Source organism: Gillisia sp. Hel_I_29 (assembly GCF_000744275.1).
In the GTDB taxonomy this organism is placed as follows: domain Bacteria; phylum Bacteroidota; class Bacteroidia; order Flavobacteriales; family Flavobacteriaceae; genus Gillisia.
Genome location: NZ_JQLP01000005.1, coordinates 1738975 through 1755810, shown reverse-complemented (window position 1 = coordinate 1755810; position 16836 = coordinate 1738975). Strand labels below are relative to the sequence as shown.

Genomic DNA, 16836 nt, shown 5'->3' with positions numbered 1-16836 from the left:
AAAATGAAAACATACATAGAGGAAAGACCTTGGGGAAACTTTGAACGCTTTACCCATAACGAGATTAGCACCGTAAAAATACTTACGGTTAATCCAAACGAAGAGCTAAGTCTACAGTTTCACCATAACAGGGAAGAATTCTGGAGAGTAATAGATGGAACGGGAACTTTCGTAATTGGCGACAATACCAAAGTTGGCCATAAAGGGGACGAATTTTTTATCCCGAAGGAAACCGTACATCAAATAAAAACATCTGATTCTTCTGTAAGTGTACTTGAAATTGCTTTTGGAAATTTTGATGAAAACGATATTGTCAGGCTAAAGGACAAATACAACAGGGAAGACCCAAATAAATATTACAATATGGAACATACACATCAAATTAATACCAGAATACCCATAGAGAAAAAAGGGATACTGCTCAGTCCCACTAAATTGAAATTTGAGAGCAATGGGGTTTTAAACCCTGGAATATTTCAAGAAGGTGAAGAGGTGCATATCTTTTACCGTGCGGTGGAAGATGGCAATTACTCTACTATTGGATATGCCAAAACCAATGAGCATTTAGATCTCATAGAAAGGAAATCAAGCCCGTTAATAACTCGTGATTTTGATTATGAAAAACATGGTGTGGAAGATGCTCGTATTGTTAAAATTGAAGATACCTTTTATTTATCCTATACCGCCTATGATGGGGTAAATGCCATGGGTGCTTTGGCAACTTCAAAAGACCTGAAACATTTTGAGAAAAAGGGGATAATCACACCATTCATTACCTACAAAGAATATAAATACCATTTGGAGCATTGTAATCAGGAAAGATTGAATCCAAAGTATTATTATTACTACAACTTGTTTGCACAAATTGGATTGGCAGATGAAAAACATAGGTATCTGAGGGATAAGGACATTGTCCTGTTCCCCAAAAAAATCAACGGTAAATTTGTAATGCTCCACCGTATATGGCCAGGAATACAAATAGTACAGTTTGAAAAGTGGGAAAACCTTACCAAAGAATTTTGGGAAAATCATATAAAGAACCTTCACGATCATATTCTTATGGATCCGTTCTACGATTTTGAAGTGAATTATCTCGGTGCCGGATGCCCTCCCATAGAAACAAAGGATGGTTGGCTGATGATTTACCACGGAGTTTGTGAAACCCACATTGGAAAGACCTATCACGCCGCCGCTGCGTTACTGGATATTGAAGACCCTATAAAAGTAATTGGGCGATTGCCCTATCCCTTATTTTCCCCTACCGAAGAATGGGAACTGCTTGGTGTTGTAGATCATGTGGTATTTCCTACCGGGACCGCATTGTTCGGGGACGACCTTCATATCTATTATGGAGCGGCCGACAAACATACGGCGGTAGCTAAAGTAAGCCTACAACTATTATTGAATGAATTAAAAAAAACAGCTATATCATGAAAAATAATAAAATTTTATTTGTTTGCTCATATCCTCCACGCGAGTGCGGTATTGCTACTTTTTCACAAGATTTGATACGGGCTTTGAAAAGATGCTTTGGCTCAACCATAGAGATCGAGGTTTGTGCTCTGGAAAATGAGTGCTGCGACGCCAATGATTATCCAGAGGAAGTTAAATATAAAATAGATGCCCAAGAGTTAAATTCCTTTTTCCAGGTAGCCAATAAGTTAAATGAAAGGGACGATATTGGAATGGTTTGTATACAACACGAGTTTGGGCTGTTTGGAGGTGACTACGGTAGCCATTTGGTGGCTTTTCTACTAAAGTTAGACATCCCTATTTCTTGTGTGTTTCATACCGTGCTACCCAATCCAGATGAAAAAAGAACTAAAATAGTGCAAGCGTTGGGTGATCTTTCCGAGAAACTGATCGTTCTTACCAATAAATCCGCAGAAATACTAGAAAGTGATTATCATATTGATACTAACAAATTAGCTGTCATACCCCATGGCACCCATATTGTACTATGGAAAGAAAAACAACGGCTTAAAAATAGATATGGCTTTCAAAATAAAAATGTGCTCTCCACATTTGGTTTATTAAGTGAGAATAAAAATATAGAAACAGCACTTCGTGCATTGCCAAAAATACTCCAAAAATTCCCTAACACAGTTTATCTGGTTTTAGGCAAAACACATCCTGATATAATAAAGAGAGAAGGCGAAACATATAGAAATGCGCTTTTAACAATAGTCGATGATTTAGATATTAAAGACCATGTCATTTTTATAAACGAATATTTGGAACTTACCAGGTTGTTGGAATACCTATCCTTATCCGATGTTTACTTATTCTCATCTAAAGATCCCAACCAGGCCGTTAGCGGCACTTTTGCTTATGCCATGAGTTGCGGAAACCCCGTTATATCAACACCTATTCCCCATTCCAAAGAATGTCTTGATCCCAGTACTGGTATTTTATTGAATGATTTTGAAGATCCCATAGAAATTAGCGACGCTGTTATCGATTTGTTGGAACAACCGTTCATAGCAACATCAATGGGGAAAAATGCCTTTATTAAAATGCGTGCTTTTAGTTGGGAAAATGTAGCCATTTCCTATTCCGATATTTTTCAGGATTATTTGCAACATAATAATTCTTTGGATTTTAGTTTACCACCCATAAAAACAGACCATATTGAAGATATGACTACTGACTTTGGGATGCTTCAATTTTCAAATTTTAGTGTCCCGGATACGTCTTTTGGTTATACACTTGATGATAATGCAAGGGCGCTTATAGCAATGCTTATGTATTATAAGAAAAAAAGAAATGACAAAGTCCTGCGGCTCATTGAAATTTATATGGACTTTATTGTGTTTTGCCAACAGGACGATGGACTGTTCTATAATTATGTGGATTATGAAAAGCAATTTACCAATCAGAATACCGAAGTGAACCTGGAAGATTCCAATGGCAGGGCCATTTGGGCACTTGGCTATGTATTGTCTGATACAGAAAACCTGCCAAAAAGTTTAGTAGCCAAAGCAGAAAACTGTTTTAAAAACGTCATACGAAATGTAGCGGATTTCAAATCCCCACGAGCCATTGGCTTTATATTAAAAGGACTTTATTATTATCAAGAAAATGAGCCTAAAACCCAATATAATCAGTTAGCAGATACATTGGCCCAAGAGCTCTTGCGCATTTTTAATATTACCAGTGATAAAAAATGGGAATGGTTTGAAGATTACCTGACCTATGCCAATAGTATATTGCCAGAAGCGCTTTTTTATGCTTGGCTAATCACAAAAAATAAAAAATACAAGGACGTTGCCGAAACTACTTTTGACTTTTTATTATCACAATATTTTATGAAAGGGCAAATTAAAGTCATTTCTAATGACGGATGGTTTCACAAAAGAAACAAACGTACCTTTCACGGCGAACAACCCATTGAGGTGGCTTATACCATTCTTTCATTGGACCTATTCTGTAAAGTTACCCATAAAAAGAAATACTCCAAACAGCTTCATACCGCATTTAATTGGTTTTTAGGCAATAACCATCTCAAGCAAATTATGTACAACCCTGTTAATGGGGCCTGTTATGATGGTCTTGAAAAAGAAAATATTAATATAAATCAAGGTGCGGAATCCAGCTTGTGCTACGTAATGGCGCGTTTAGTTGTTGAGGGTTACCCTTTGGAGGTTGGTCTTAAAGAAAATAAATTAGATTTAAGTTTAAAGATGGACTCGGCTTCAAAACGTGGCAAAAAGATCATCCAAGAAAAGTGCATCGGTAAAAGTTTAAAAATAGAACGAAATGTATCAAACAGTTAGCGATTTTAATCCTACCAAGCAATAAAAAAGTAGTTATGACCGAGGCCTTTAAAAATATCAACCCTTTCATCCTTGGACTGCTCATCAGTCTGGGCATTGGCCTTATTCTTGGGTTGGAACGTGAATACGATAAATTGAAGGAAGAACAAGGCTTTGCAGGCATAAGAACCTTCCCAATTGTCGCAATCATCGGTTTTATATTAGGCAACCTTACGACAGCTTACACACCTTGGTTGGTCATTATTATTGCGGTAGCATTTCTCTTGTTTTTGGCGTTGAGTCATCTTTCCATAGTACAAAAGCATATTATGACTGGTATTACCACCAATATGGCCTTGTTCGCTACGCTAATTTTGGGTGTTATGGTTGCCAATCATTTGCATAAGGAAGCAGTTGCGACCGCAGTAGTCGTGGTTACGCTGTTATCATTGAAAACGACCTTTAATACATTCATTAAGAATATTACTTCTGAAGAGCTCTTTGCTTTTATTAAGTTTTCAATTATTGCGCTTCTTATTTTGCCTTTCTTACCAAATCAAGATTATGGTCCAGAGGGATTACTTAACCCTTTTGAGATTGGAGCGATAATAGTGATAGTGTCATTTCTGAATTTCATTGGTTACTTTCTTGTAAAATATGTAGGTTCTAAACGTGGTATTCTGCTCACTGCTATTTTAGGCGGATTGATTTCAAGTACCGCAGTAGCTTGGATATATGCTTCGCGAAGTAAGGAATCGCCAGAACTTTCAAAAGAATATGCTGCGGGTATCATTATAGCTTCCGCAATTATGTTTCCCAGACTTGCGATTCTGGCCTATATTTTCAATAGTGCCATACTTTTAAATTTAGTCATTCCATTTACTATTCTTACCCTTATCTGCTTGATAAGCGCACTCTTATTCATCAAAAAGAATACAGATGTCACAAAAACAGCTATCAATCTGGGTAATCCGCTCAATATTTGGAACGCCCTTGGGTTTGGTGGTATTTATGTGGTCATCCTGTTTGCAGTTTTTTATGGAAATCAATTTTTTGGCGAAAGCGGTTTATACTATTCAGCCCTAATTGCAGGATTGGCAGATACGGATGCAATAACTATTAGTATGGCAAAATTTGGGTCATTGGAAGAAAAACTCACGCTGGCCACCAATGTCATTATAACAGCAACCATAAGCAATATGATTGTAAAACTTGGTATTACCTATTTCAAAGGTTCTAAAAAGACCGGGAAACTCGTGATGCTAATTTTTGGAACTGTTGTCATCGTAGGGTTAGTATATATTTTAATACAGTTAGGAAATTAAAAAAAGTGAAATGAAAACAACAGTATTCAGCACGCATAAGTTTGAAGAGCCGTATCTCGTAAAAGCGAATGATGGCAAGCATCAATTAAAGCTGCTTGAGAGTCGTTTAACTGAAGAAACTGCTATTCTCGCAACGGGTTCTAAAGCAGTAAGTCTATTTACGGGCGATGATGCCTCGGCACACATTCTTGAAAAATTCAATGCTTTTGGCATAAAATATATTGCTCTGCGTTCAGCAGGATTCAATCACGTGGATTTAGCAAAAGCAGCTGAACTGGATATGAAGGTGGCACGTGTTCCAGCCTATTCCCCTTATGCCATTGCAGAGCATACAATGGCGCTCATACTTGCATTAAACCGAAAATTGATTAAAGCACACAACAGGGTTCGTGACCAGAATTTCTCATTGAACGGTCTTACCGGCTTCGACCTCAATGGAAAAACCGTCGGCGTGATTGGAACAGGAAAAATTGGGTCTGTATTGGTAAAAATACTACACGGTTTTGGTTGTAAAATACTTGTTCAGGATGTCATTGAGGATGAAAATTTAATCAAGTTTTACAATGTAATCTATACCAATTGTGAAACTATTTGTAAGCAGTCCGATATCATAAGCTTACACGTACCACTAACGTCTTCAACGAAACACTTGATTGATGCAAAACATATTTCATTAATGAAGCAAGGCGTAATGCTTATCAATACAAGTCGTGGTGGATTGGTCGATACCAAAGCTGTTATCGAAGGATTGAAAACTAAAAAAATTGGGTATTTCGGAATAGATGTGTATGAGGAAGAAGAAGGATTGTTCTTTGAAGACCATTCCGATGACATTTTGCAAGACGATGTCATTGCACGCTTAATGACTTTTAATAATGTTTTAATTACCAGTCATCAGGCCTTTTTAACCGAAACTGCATTGACAAATATTGCTGAAACCACAATATATAATCTGGATTGTTTTGAAAAACAAAAACCTTCTGGAAATGAAATTAGCATTAATTAATAGTTAAAAACAAATATTATGAAAAACATACTCGTACCAACAGACTTTTCAAAAAATTGCAATAAAGCAGAAGAACTCGGAATTGAAATGGCAAAGCTTTACAATTCCGAAATCCATTTTTTCCATTTGATGAAAACCCCGGTAGAATGGGTAAAGTTGGATAAACAAAAAGAAAAACAGTACCCAGAAACAGTAAAGCAAATAGGCATCGCAAAAGCCTACCTGAGAGAACTGGAGAAAAAAGCAGAACGACAAGGCCTTGAATGCAGGACTTTTCTTGAATTTGATGGTGGTCAGGCAAATATCCTTAAACATTCGGGTCATTTTCATCACGATTTTATAGTTACGGGAAGTAGTGGCACCCGAGGCGGTATACGTGAGTTAATGGGAAGCAACGTAGAAAAAATTGTTAGGAAAGCTGATGTACCAGTTGTTGTAGTCAAGGATGAAGAAGTATCCTTTCCTTTTAAGGATATCGTTTTTGTTTCAGATTTTCTTCAAGATGTAAGCGATGCATTTAAGCAAGTTATTTCGATTGCTGAAAAATGCGGCGCACATATCCATTTATTGAGGGTCAATACTCAGACCGATTTTAACAGTATAGAACAAGGGTTGGATCCCATCAAGGAGTTCCTGAAAAAATTCCCCGATTTGGATAACTTCTCAATGAATGTATATAACGAACCAGACGTAGAAACAGGGATAAACAATTATTTACGATATAAAAATGCCGATTTAATCGCAATGTGTACTCACGGACGTACAGGCTTTTTAAGCTTATTCTCTAAAAGCATCGCAGAGGGTGTAACCAATCACTCCGAATTACCAGTAATGACTATTAAAATGTAACAATGAATAAATCAGTCTTAATAAAAAAATACTCTGGTGAGTACGAAGCCTTTGATGTAAACAAACTCATCAACTCCCTGCGGCGTTCACGGGCAGATGAGGATATTATTCAAGATATAGCCTGGAAAGTACAAGAGCAGATTGAAGAAGGAATGACAACCAAAAAAATCTATCAGTTGGCTTTCAAGATGCTAAAACGAAAATCTCGTGTAAGTGCCTCAAAATACAAGCTAAAAAAAGCGATAATGGAATTAGGGCCATCAGGATTTCCTTTTGAAAAATTTGTTGGTAAGATTTTAGAGATGGAAGGCTTTAGCACAAATGTGGGAGTTATTGTTCAAGGTAATTGTGTACAGCACGAAGTTGATGTTATCGCCCAAAAAGAAAACAAACACTATATGATTGAATGCAAATACCATAGCGACCAAGGCAGATTTTGTAATGTAAAAATCCCATTATATATCCATTCACGGTTTTTGGACGTAGAAAAGCAATGGGAACACCAAAAAGGTCACGAGGCTAAACTTCATAAAGGAGCTGTGTACACCAATACGCGTTTCACAACCGATGCCATTCAGTACGGGAAATGTGTTGGAATGCTTTTAAGCAGTTGGGATTATCCAAGAGGAAATGGTCTCAAGGACAGAATAGATAAATCTGGGCTACATCCCTTAACCGCTTTAACAACACTTACCAAAGCTGAAAAAACAAAATTATTGGATCAAGGCATCATACTCTGCAAGGAGCTACACGAAAATCCAGACTTTTTGGAACAAATGGGTATCAGTAAGCTAAGGCAAAATAAGATACTCGAAGATTCAAGAGAATTATGTAGATCCCATTAATTCAAATAATGAATAATTACTAATTTTTAAAAATAATACAAATGAAAACTGAAGAATTGCAAAAACAGGGCAACATAGATTTAGAGCCATTTTACCAAGCATTGGAAGATGATTCTAAACTACTTGAAGAAGCCCTCGAAATATTATTGGGTATGGTACACTTCGAGCCTAAATCCGTAAAGAAGTTGGCACTCGTAATAAAAGAGGATTCCCGCAATCTATATAACGAAATAGCGGAATTGAGCAAATCGAACCAAGACAAAGGAAATACGCCTTCCTGTTGTGGTGGACATTAATAAATACTATAACGATGAAAAACAAAAAAATAAACATCCACTTTTTGGGAGCGGCAGGCACCGTGACTGGCTCAAAATATTTGGTGGATACAGGAGATAGAAAGATACTTATAGACTGTGGCCTCTTCCAAGGGTTAAAGGAATTACGCCTTAAAAACTGGGAGTACCCACCTGTTAATGTAGGTGATATTGATGCTGTTTTGCTTACCCACGGTCATATGGACCATACAGGTTATTTACCCAGATTGGTAAAACAAGGCTTCAATGGTCCCATTTATGGTACGAATCCTACTTTGGACATTGCAAAAATCATTTTGAATGATAGTGCAAAAATACAGGAGCAAGAAGCCGAACGTGCCAATAAGGAAGGCTATTCCAAACATAGTCCCGCAGAACCGCTTTACGATTTAAAGGATGTAGAAAAAACTATCCCACACTTTAAAGGAATTCCACAATCACAATGGATTCCGTTATTTGATGGTATTAGGGCTCGCTTCCAATACAACGGACATATTCTTGGTGCTACATTCATCGAGCTGGATGTTGAAGGAAAGCGTTTTGTCTTTTCAGGAGATATTGGAAGAACCAGTGATTTATTGCTTTATCCACCCCTGAAACCAAAAAGAGCAGATGTGCTTTTTATAGAATCTACTTATGGAGGAAGGTTTCATCCAGATGAAATGGAAGCACTTCCACTGATTGAAAAATTGGTAAATGACACCATCAATAGAGGTGGCAGCCTGTTTATCCCAAGCTTTTCGGTAGAACGTGCCCAATTGATGATGCTTATTTTTTGGAAATTACTGAAAGAGCACAAAATTCCCAAAGTACAAATGATTATGGATAGTCCAATGGGTGCCAACGTATTGGAACTGTTTCATAGAACTCGGGATTGGCACAGATTAGAAGACAACGAATGTGACGAAATGTGCTCACACTTTACAGTTGTTAGCAGTTATCGTGAAACAATGGAATTAAGAACAGATAACAAACCAAAAATCGTGATTGCAGGAAGCGGAATGCTCACAGGCGGAAGAATGCTAAACTATCTTGAAACACAGGCACAAAATCCAAATAACACCTTACTTTTTGTAGGCTATCAAGCTGAAGGCACTCGTGGCAGAAAATTATTGGAAGGTGAAAAAGAATTAAAAGTATATGGAAAATGGGTGCCGTTTAAAATGCAAGTAGTAGAAATTGAAGGGCTTTCGGCACACGCAGACCACGCAGAACTTATGGACTGGATGGATAAGATAAAAAACAAACCCGAACGTATTTTCATTGTACACGGTGAAAAAGAGAGTGCAGAAGCATTGCAAAAAGGCATCAAGGAAACCTATGGGTGGGATGCAGAAATTCCGCAATTATACACCATCGAAGAAATAGAATAAATCGAAAAATCACAACAACCAATAAAATATGGACACACACTCAAACATATTAAAATATAAACATCTCGGAATCTATACCCAAAACGAAAATGTAGTGTATATGCGCGAAGATTGCCACGTCTGTATTTCAGAAGGGTTTGAGGCACTTACCCGAATAAGAATATCCAATGCAAATACATCAATCGTAGCAAGTCTTAATGTCCTGAATTCTGATATTCTGTTGCCTAATGAAATCGGACTATCAGATGCTGCTGCGAAAAAACTCAATGTTTCCCCAAACGATACATTATATGTTTCCCATTTAGAGCCTATTGAATCCTTAAGCCACGTCAGGGCAAAAATCTATAACAAAAAACTGGATTATAAGGCCTATAACAACATCATAACCGATATCGTGGAAGGCGATTATTCCAACATCCACCTTTCGGCATTTATTACTGCCTGTGCTGGCGACCGAATGGATATTGATGAAATATCCGACCTAACGAAAGCAATGATTGCTTCCGGAAAGCAACTGAACTGGAACAAGGATATCGTGGTCGACAAACATTGTATTGGCGGATTGCCTGGCAATAGGACAACACCATTGGTAGTTGCCATTGTTGCCGCGTATGGGCTTACTATGCCAAAAACATCCTCACGGGCAATCACTTCGCCAGCAGGCACAGCAGATACAATGGAAGTACTGACCAATGTTACGCTCTCTTCCGAGGAAATAAAGACCGTAGTAGAAAAAGAAGGCGGATGTTTTGTTTGGGGCGGTACAGCGCAGTTAAGTCCTGCCGATGATGTGCTCATTAAAATTGAAAAAGCCTTGGATATTGATAGCGAAGGTCAGCTCATCGCTTCAGTACTCTCTAAAAAGGCAGCAGCTGGTTCTACTCACGTGGTCATTGATATTCCCGTGGGAGAAACCGCCAAGGTTCGCAGTACCGAAATGGCAGAAAAACTAAAAAATCATATGGAAACCGTTGGAACTGCTGTTGGGTTGAATGTAAAAGTTGTAGTTACGGATGGCACGCAGCCTGTTGGAAGGGGTATCGGTCCAACTTTAGAAGCCATAGATATATTAAAAGTTTTGAAAAATGAGGAAGATGCACCTAAAGACTTAACAGAAAGAGCATTGCTTTTAGCTACTGAACTATTAGAACTTTCTGGAAAAGTAGAAAAAGGAAAGGGACAGGAAACCGCACATAAAATTCTCAAATCTGGAAAAGCATATGAAAAATTCGTAGCCATTTGTAAGGCGCAAGGTCAATTTTCAAAACCAGTTTTAGCACCTTATAAAATTGAAATTAAAGCTGAAAAGTCAGGCGTTTTGCAACGAATTGATAACCGTAAAATTGCAAAACTGGCCAAGCTTTCTGGAGCACCACAATCTAAATCGGCAGGGATTCTTCTAAATGTTCATCTGGGAAAACCCATTGAGGAAAACCAATTGCTTTATACTATATATGCTGAATCCAAAGGTGAACTTAACTATGCCTTGGAATATAAAAACAACCATAACGACATCCTAACTATAATTTAAAAAACTATGAAAACAATATTATTCAGTCTTCCCGGAAATGAAGAACTCACAGAACTTATGGCTACAAAAATGGATGCTGAAGTGGGCAAAGCCACTTTGCGTAATTTTCCTGATGGGGAATCGTACACACGTATATTATCTGATGTTAAAGATAAATGTGTGGTACTGGTATGCACCTTACACGAACCGGATGAAAAACTGTTGCCGCTTTATTTTTTAAGTCACACAGCCAAATCATTGGGGGCAATGTGTACCTGTTTGGTAGCACCCTATTTGGCGTATATGCGGCAGGACAAAGTATTTAATGAAGGTGAAGGAGTGACTTCTGGTTTCTTCGGAAAATTGATATCAGGTTTTGCCGATAGCATTACCACGGTTGACCCTCACTTGCACAGAATTAGTTCGTTGGGAGAAGTGTATCAAATTCCAAATAAAGTGATTCACGCTGCCGACGCAATTTCAGAATGGATTAAAGAAAATATCGAAAACCCGGTACTTATCGGACCTGATTCTGAAAGTGAACAATGGGTATCAGAAGTCGCCAAAAATGCAGGAGCACCATTTACGGTATTACAAAAGGTGCGTCACGGTGACCGTGATGTAGAAGTCTCTGTTCCCGATGTGGATATATATAAAGATGCTACACCCATTTTGGTAGATGATATTATTTCCACAGCCCGAACAATGATTGAAACCGTACAACATCTTAAAAAAGCAGGAATGAAACCACCTATTTGTGTAGGCATTCACGCCGTTTTTTCAGGAAACGCCTATCAAGATTTATTGGATTCCGGAGTAGAAAAAATAGTGACTTGTAATACCATCCCACACTCTTCAAATGGAATAGATTTAAGTGATATTATGGCAAAAGAGGTAAAAAAATTAATGCACCATATATGAAAAAACAAGGCTTTATAGTACTAATCACTTTATTCAGCATCACAATGACTGGACAAACTGAAATGCTTATTGGGCAGATTTCAGGTAGAGTTGTTGTTCGAGAAAATTTTGATGAAGAAGGCTCTTTTTTAAACAAACAAACTTTTGAAGCTGGTGAAACAATAAAGAAAAATGGATACTATGAAATTGAGGTGGTTACGGAATTGTTCGATGAAGACAAAAAATCGACCGATAAATACACCACAACTTATCGTTGCAAGCCTGATGAAGCAAGTATAATGGTAATGGCTTTCCCGTTTTCCAGCCCAAAATCAAAGGAGACCGAAATTAATACCACCTCTAAAAAATTTAAAGACCTCTATGATTTGGACAATATTGAAGATATAGAATTAGAAATGAGTTTTGATTCGGGCTTGTTGAATTTTTTTGGCTCAAAAAGTACCATAAAAATTTACGACCGAAAATTTAATAATAGCGAAAATAATATTAATTCAAAAATTAACATTAAGGCCTATGCCTTGGGAATTCGCATTAAGCAACTCAATTATACTGTTAACGAGAAATTAAATGCACAAGGTCTATTGACCTTTCAAAAATTTACCGAAGAAGACAACAGTTATTTTACAATGACTTATAAATGAAAAATTATAACACCCTTTCAGAAGCTATTAACGATTTGCAGACAAACGAATACCCTTATGATTTCAACTTAAAACCTGAATGTCTGGAATGTGCTTCCCTGAAAATTGAGATTCGACCAGAAGATTTTAAAGTGGATAAAATATATCGCTTTGAAGGAATGAGCAGTACCGATGATAACAGCATTTTATATGCAATATCTTCCAAAAAAGAGCTTAAAGGTCTTTTAGTAGATGCTTATGGCGTCTATGCCGAAAACATATCGGAAGCAATGAGAAAAAAATTACGATAACACTTAAACAAGACAATAATGGAAAATCACGAACACCACAATCACGAAGAAATGGACCATTCAAAAATGGACCACTCTAAGAAAAAACAAAAAAAAGCAGACCATTCTAAAATGAATCATGGAGATGGAGACCATTCAGGTCACAATCCGGGACACGGTCAAATGGGTCACGACCATCATAAAATGATGATTGCAGACTTTAGAAAACGGTTTTGGGTAACACTTGTGCTTACCATTCCCATATTGTTTTTCTCGCCAATGATTCAGGAATTTTTTGGTTATGAATTTTTACTTCCAGGAAATCCATATATCCTTTTTGCACTTTCCACTGTTGTATATTTTTATGGTGGTTGGCCATTTTTAAAAGGGTTTTGGTCTGAAGTCAAAAAAGGTGCACCAGGAATGATGACTTTGATTTCTATGGCAATTTCTGTAGCATATTTTTATAGTACTGCTACCGTTTTTGGTTTAAGAGGTGAAGACTTTTTCTGGGAACTATCAACACTTATATCCATAATGTTGCTTGGCCATTGGATAGAAATGAAAAGTGTGTTAGGTGCGTCAAAAGCCTTACAGTTGTTGGTGAGTATGATGCCTGCAGAAGCGCATAGGGTAAAAGGCGACATCATAGAAGACATCCCTCTTGAAGATTTACTGAAGGATGATGTGATTTTGGTAAAACCAGGTGAAAAAGTTCCGGCTGACGGAATAATAGTAGACGGTTCCAGTTACCTAAATGAATCTATGCTCACAGGTGAATCTAAACCTGTAAAAAAAGATGAAAACGATAAGGTTATTGGTGGTTCGGTAAATGGCAATAGTACCTTAAAAGTAAAAGTTGAACATACTGGAAAGGATAGCTATCTCAACAAGGTTATCAAAATGGTTGAAGAAGCACAAAAAACCAAATCCAAGATGCAAAACCTTTCAGATAGGGCTGCAAAATGGTTAACCTATATCGCTTTGGCTATTGGTTTTGGAACATTAGCAGTATGGTTGATTTTAGGCTTTCCGTTTGTCTATGCTTTAGAAAGAATGGTTACCGTTATGGTTATTGCTTGTCCACACGCATTAGGTCTTGCCATACCACTTGTGGTTGCTATTTCTACTGCTGTTTCAGCTCAAAACGGGTTATTAATTCGAAATAGGACAGCTTTTGAAGAATCCCGAAAAATATCAGCTTTATTGTTTGATAAAACGGGAACATTGACCAAAGGCGATTTTGGCGTTACTCGAATTGAGTCTGTTAGCGAAACTTATTCATCTGAAGAAATTTTAAGGCTTTCGAGTGCATTGGAACAAAGTTCGGAACATCCTATCGCCGTAGGTATTATTAAAAAAGTCAAAGAAGATAATATGACCATCCCAAAGCCTGAAAACTTTAATGCAATTACAGGTAAAGGCGTTGAGGCCAATGTAGAAGGTAAGCAAGTAAAAGTGGTTAGTCCTGGTTTTTTAAGGGATGAAAAAATCACTATTCCCGAAGACGCATACAGTGATGCCGCTGAAACAGTTGTTTTTGTATTGATTGATGGAAAATTAGCTGGTTACATTGCTCTTGCCGATGAAATACGACCAGAATCTGCCGAAGCCATAAAAGTCTTTAAAAAGAATAACATTAAAGTTTTGATGGCAACAGGAGATAACGAAAAAACAGCCAAAGCTGTAAGTGATAAGCTTGGCTTGGATGGTTACTATGCTGAAGTGCTGCCACATCAAAAGGTAGAAATTGTAGAAAAGTTACAAAACAAAGGAGAATTTGTGGCTATGACTGGCGATGGTGTAAACGATGCGCCTGCACTTGCAAAAGCTGATGTTGGTATTGCCGTTGGTTCAGGTACTGACGTGGCCGCTGAAACCGCGGATATTATTTTGGTAAACAGCAATCCGCAAGATATTGCTAACCTGATTCTTTTCGGCAAGGCTACCTACAATAAAATGATCCAGAACCTTGTGTGGGCTACAGGATATAATGTCGTGGCTATTCCTTTAGCAGCCGGTGTATTATATTCTTCAGGCTTTGTTTTAGGTCCTGCGGTTGGTGCGGTATTTATGAGTTTAAGTACGATTATAGTAGCTATTAATGCGCAATTATTAAAGCGAAAAATCGGTAAAAAATAGATGGAAAGAAAAGAAAAACTCAACAGGATATCTTTAATCCTGTTGAGTTTATTTGTAGTGATGTTGGGTTATGGTATTTTATTGCCAACCCTTCCCTACTATACCGAAAGATTAGCTTTAGGAGATAACCTAGATACTGATTCGATTAACTTTCATATTGGTTTTTTGACCAGTATTTATCCGCTCTTCCAGCTTCTTTTCGTTGTACTCTGGGGCAGGCTATCCGATAAATACGGACGTAAGCCCATTATCATTGTTGGGCTAATCGGCTTTGTAATTATGCAATTACTTACCGGTCTTGCTACATCATTGACGATGCTCTATATAGCTAGAATCTTCGGAGGTATTTTTACATCAGCTGTAATTCCCGTTAGTAATGCATATCTTAGTGATATCACTTCTATAAAGCACAGGACCAAGGTTATGGCCTGGTCTGGGGTAGCGATAAGTTCAGGGGTTATTTTTGGCCCTGTTTTAGGTAGCCTTCTATCCCAAACCAATCTACATTTCAAGTATTCCTTGGGAATATTACATTTGGATCGCTTTTCAATCCCCTTTCTCCTGGTTGCTCTTTTGGGTTTTGTTATATTGAGCATACTCATAAAATGGCTTGGGAACACAACACCTATAAGTCGGTTTGTTTCAGAAGCACAAAAATTGAGCTTTAGCTTTAGTAGGTTCTTTACTGTCCTATTACTGCTTTCTTTTGTAATGCAATTCGTAATTACCCTCTTCGAAACGGTTTTTTCAATTTACGGAAAAAATGAGTTGTTATTTTCTAGTAATCAAATAGGCATTGGCTTTATGCTTTGTGGAGTGGTAATGGCCGTATTACAGCCAGTATTTGCAACCTATGGGGAAAAACTATTAACGGCAAAGCAGCAAATTGCAGCCGGGTTGTTTATTTCAGGAATTTCAATGATTGCATTCCCATTTTTTAATAATGAATTTGCCGTCTATTTATTAATCATCATATTCGCCGCAGGAGGTGCTATGGTGACCCCAAACCTACTTTCAGCTGTTTCCCAACTTTCAAAAGAAAATGCGGGCAGCAATATTTCTATCCAAACATCGGCAAATAGTGTGGGACAAATTTTAGGTCCGGTTATAGGGACTTGGCTTATTACAGGTGGGTTTTATTTTCCCTTTATTATTGCCGGCATCATTATATTGACCGCCATTGGATTACTTTATTTTTATAAAAGCTTTAATAGTAAAACAACTAAAATAGGACAAGACAACAAAGTATCCTAAGAAAAGCAATAATCTTGTTTCTTAAAAATATATTTAAATTTTTATTATCTCATAATCATTTAATTTTTTAAGGCAGTTCCAGAGCGCCATCAGCATCACTCTGATTGGTGAAATAAGTCCGTCCATCTGCTAAAAAATGTGATCCTAATTGGTCACCTACGTTTTTTGTGGTACAAACTTTTACTATTCTGATTTTAGCTATTTATTTATATTGTAATATCACCCCAATTTCATAAGAATCAGTTCAATACTACGACGGAAAAGACTTCACAATTCCTCGCGCTCTATATTACGTATAGTAATACTATCCAGACGACCGTCTATAAGTTTCCGACTAATGAGCTGAGTGTCCATCCTGTCATTTGTGGTGTATTGCTCCTTTCCTTTACGGTCTGTATCAGCGGGATTCACTAATAGGGATTTCCCTCTAAAGGTCTCAAAGCTGCGATAGGCACAATAGAATAATCTTAATAATATCAATTAAAATATAAAGTTCATTCTGTAGTCACTTCACCACAATATTTGATAAAACGAAATAACCAAGTCTGGGCTATGGCGACCATATTTATCCCGGTTATCATAAGGTTTTATTCTGAATAATTTTAATTAATATTAAATTTCAGGGAATTCGG

Annotated in this window: 15 protein-coding genes; 14 read left to right on the top strand and 1 reads right to left on the bottom strand. The window is 37.4% G+C overall.

Translation table 11 applies throughout. From position 1 onward, the window contains the following. Positions 1-3 precede the first annotated feature (3 nt). From P163_RS13115 to P163_RS13050, 14 genes are read left to right on the top strand one after another with little or no spacing between them, the layout of a single operon-like run. Complete coding sequence (locus tag P163_RS13115; protein ID WP_316930077.1) at positions 4-1434, top strand: cupin domain-containing protein; 1431 nt, start codon at positions 4-6, stop codon at positions 1432-1434. Next, positions 1431-3776: a glycosyltransferase gene (locus P163_RS13110; RefSeq protein ID WP_081891336.1), complete on the top strand. Its 2346-nt coding sequence runs from the start codon at positions 1431-1433 to the stop codon at positions 3774-3776. The genes P163_RS13115 and P163_RS13110 overlap by 4 nt, the downstream gene beginning before the upstream one ends. A 35-nt stretch (positions 3777-3811) precedes the next feature. Then, the gene (locus P163_RS13105) at positions 3812-5080 is read left to right on the top strand and encodes an MgtC/SapB family protein (RefSeq protein ID WP_034892080.1); all 1269 of its coding nucleotides are present in this window, start codon (positions 3812-3814) and stop codon (positions 5078-5080) included. A gap of 10 nt (positions 5081-5090) precedes the next feature. Next, on the top strand, positions 5091-6086 hold the full coding sequence (locus P163_RS13100; protein WP_034892076.1) for a 2-hydroxyacid dehydrogenase: 996 nt from the start codon (positions 5091-5093) through the stop codon (positions 6084-6086). 18 nt (positions 6087-6104) lie between these two features. After that, positions 6105-6935: a universal stress protein gene (locus P163_RS13095; RefSeq protein WP_034892072.1), complete on the top strand. Its 831-nt coding sequence runs from the start codon at positions 6105-6107 to the stop codon at positions 6933-6935. 2 nt (positions 6936-6937) lie between these two features. Beyond that, positions 6938-7780, top strand: a complete 843-nt coding sequence (locus tag P163_RS13090; RefSeq protein WP_034892069.1) for a restriction endonuclease — start codon at positions 6938-6940, stop codon at positions 7778-7780. A 41-nt stretch (positions 7781-7821) separates the two neighbouring features. Next, positions 7822-8076, top strand: a complete 255-nt coding sequence (locus P163_RS13085; RefSeq protein ID WP_034892066.1) for a hypothetical protein — start codon at positions 7822-7824, stop codon at positions 8074-8076. Positions 8077-8090: 14 nt separating this feature from the next. Continuing rightward, a complete protein-coding gene (locus tag P163_RS13080) occupies positions 8091-9467 on the top strand; it encodes an MBL fold metallo-hydrolase RNA specificity domain-containing protein (RefSeq protein WP_034892063.1) in 1377 nt (458 codons plus the stop codon). A gap of 28 nt (positions 9468-9495) precedes the next feature. Further along, a complete protein-coding gene (locus P163_RS13075) occupies positions 9496-10998 on the top strand; it encodes a thymidine phosphorylase family protein (protein WP_034892059.1) in 1503 nt (500 codons plus the stop codon). A gap of 6 nt (positions 10999-11004) precedes the next feature. Then, complete coding sequence (locus tag P163_RS13070) at positions 11005-11898, top strand: ribose-phosphate pyrophosphokinase (protein ID WP_034886808.1); 894 nt, start codon at positions 11005-11007, stop codon at positions 11896-11898. Continuing rightward, a complete protein-coding gene (locus P163_RS13065) occupies positions 11895-12539 on the top strand; it encodes a hypothetical protein (protein ID WP_034892055.1) in 645 nt (214 codons plus the stop codon). The genes P163_RS13070 and P163_RS13065 overlap by 4 nt, the downstream gene beginning before the upstream one ends. Then, a complete protein-coding gene (locus P163_RS13060; protein ID WP_009778877.1) occupies positions 12536-12829 on the top strand; it encodes a hypothetical protein in 294 nt (97 codons plus the stop codon). The genes P163_RS13065 and P163_RS13060 overlap by 4 nt, the downstream gene beginning before the upstream one ends. Positions 12830-12847: 18 nt before the next feature. After that, entirely contained in the window at positions 12848-14950 is a 2103-nt protein-coding gene (locus P163_RS13055; RefSeq protein ID WP_034892048.1) for a copper-translocating P-type ATPase, read from the top strand. Beyond that, entirely contained in the window at positions 14951-16204 is a 1254-nt protein-coding gene (locus tag P163_RS13050; protein ID WP_051931244.1) for an MFS transporter, read from the top strand. A gap of 267 nt (positions 16205-16471) precedes the next feature. Here P163_RS13050 and P163_RS18340 read toward each other — a convergent pair whose 3' ends face one another. After that, the gene (locus tag P163_RS18340; RefSeq protein ID WP_156100706.1) at positions 16472-16615 is read right to left on the bottom strand and encodes a hypothetical protein; all 144 of its coding nucleotides are present in this window, start codon (positions 16613-16615) and stop codon (positions 16472-16474) included. Positions 16616-16836: the final 221 nt, after the last annotated feature.

Coding starts and splice junctions, on each gene's coding strand:
- P163_RS13115 (WP_316930077.1), top strand. CDS start 4: ATGAAAACATACATAGAGGAAAGACCTTGGGGAAACTTTGAACGCTTT.
- P163_RS13110 (WP_081891336.1), top strand. CDS start 1,431: ATGAAAAATAATAAAATTTTATTTGTTTGCTCATATCCTCCACGCGAG.
- P163_RS13105 (WP_034892080.1), top strand. CDS start 3,812: ATGACCGAGGCCTTTAAAAATATCAACCCTTTCATCCTTGGACTGCTC.
- P163_RS13100 (WP_034892076.1), top strand. CDS start 5,091: ATGAAAACAACAGTATTCAGCACGCATAAGTTTGAAGAGCCGTATCTC.
- P163_RS13095 (WP_034892072.1), top strand. CDS start 6,105: ATGAAAAACATACTCGTACCAACAGACTTTTCAAAAAATTGCAATAAA.
- P163_RS13090 (WP_034892069.1), top strand. CDS start 6,938: ATGAATAAATCAGTCTTAATAAAAAAATACTCTGGTGAGTACGAAGCC.
- P163_RS13085 (WP_034892066.1), top strand. CDS start 7,822: ATGAAAACTGAAGAATTGCAAAAACAGGGCAACATAGATTTAGAGCCA.
- P163_RS13080 (WP_034892063.1), top strand. CDS start 8,091: ATGAAAAACAAAAAAATAAACATCCACTTTTTGGGAGCGGCAGGCACC.
- P163_RS13075 (WP_034892059.1), top strand. CDS start 9,496: ATGGACACACACTCAAACATATTAAAATATAAACATCTCGGAATCTAT.
- P163_RS13070 (WP_034886808.1), top strand. CDS start 11,005: ATGAAAACAATATTATTCAGTCTTCCCGGAAATGAAGAACTCACAGAA.
- P163_RS13065 (WP_034892055.1), top strand. CDS start 11,895: ATGAAAAAACAAGGCTTTATAGTACTAATCACTTTATTCAGCATCACA.
- P163_RS13060 (WP_009778877.1), top strand. CDS start 12,536: ATGAAAAATTATAACACCCTTTCAGAAGCTATTAACGATTTGCAGACA.
- P163_RS13055 (WP_034892048.1), top strand. CDS start 12,848: ATGGAAAATCACGAACACCACAATCACGAAGAAATGGACCATTCAAAA.
- P163_RS13050 (WP_051931244.1), top strand. CDS start 14,951: ATGGAAAGAAAAGAAAAACTCAACAGGATATCTTTAATCCTGTTGAGT.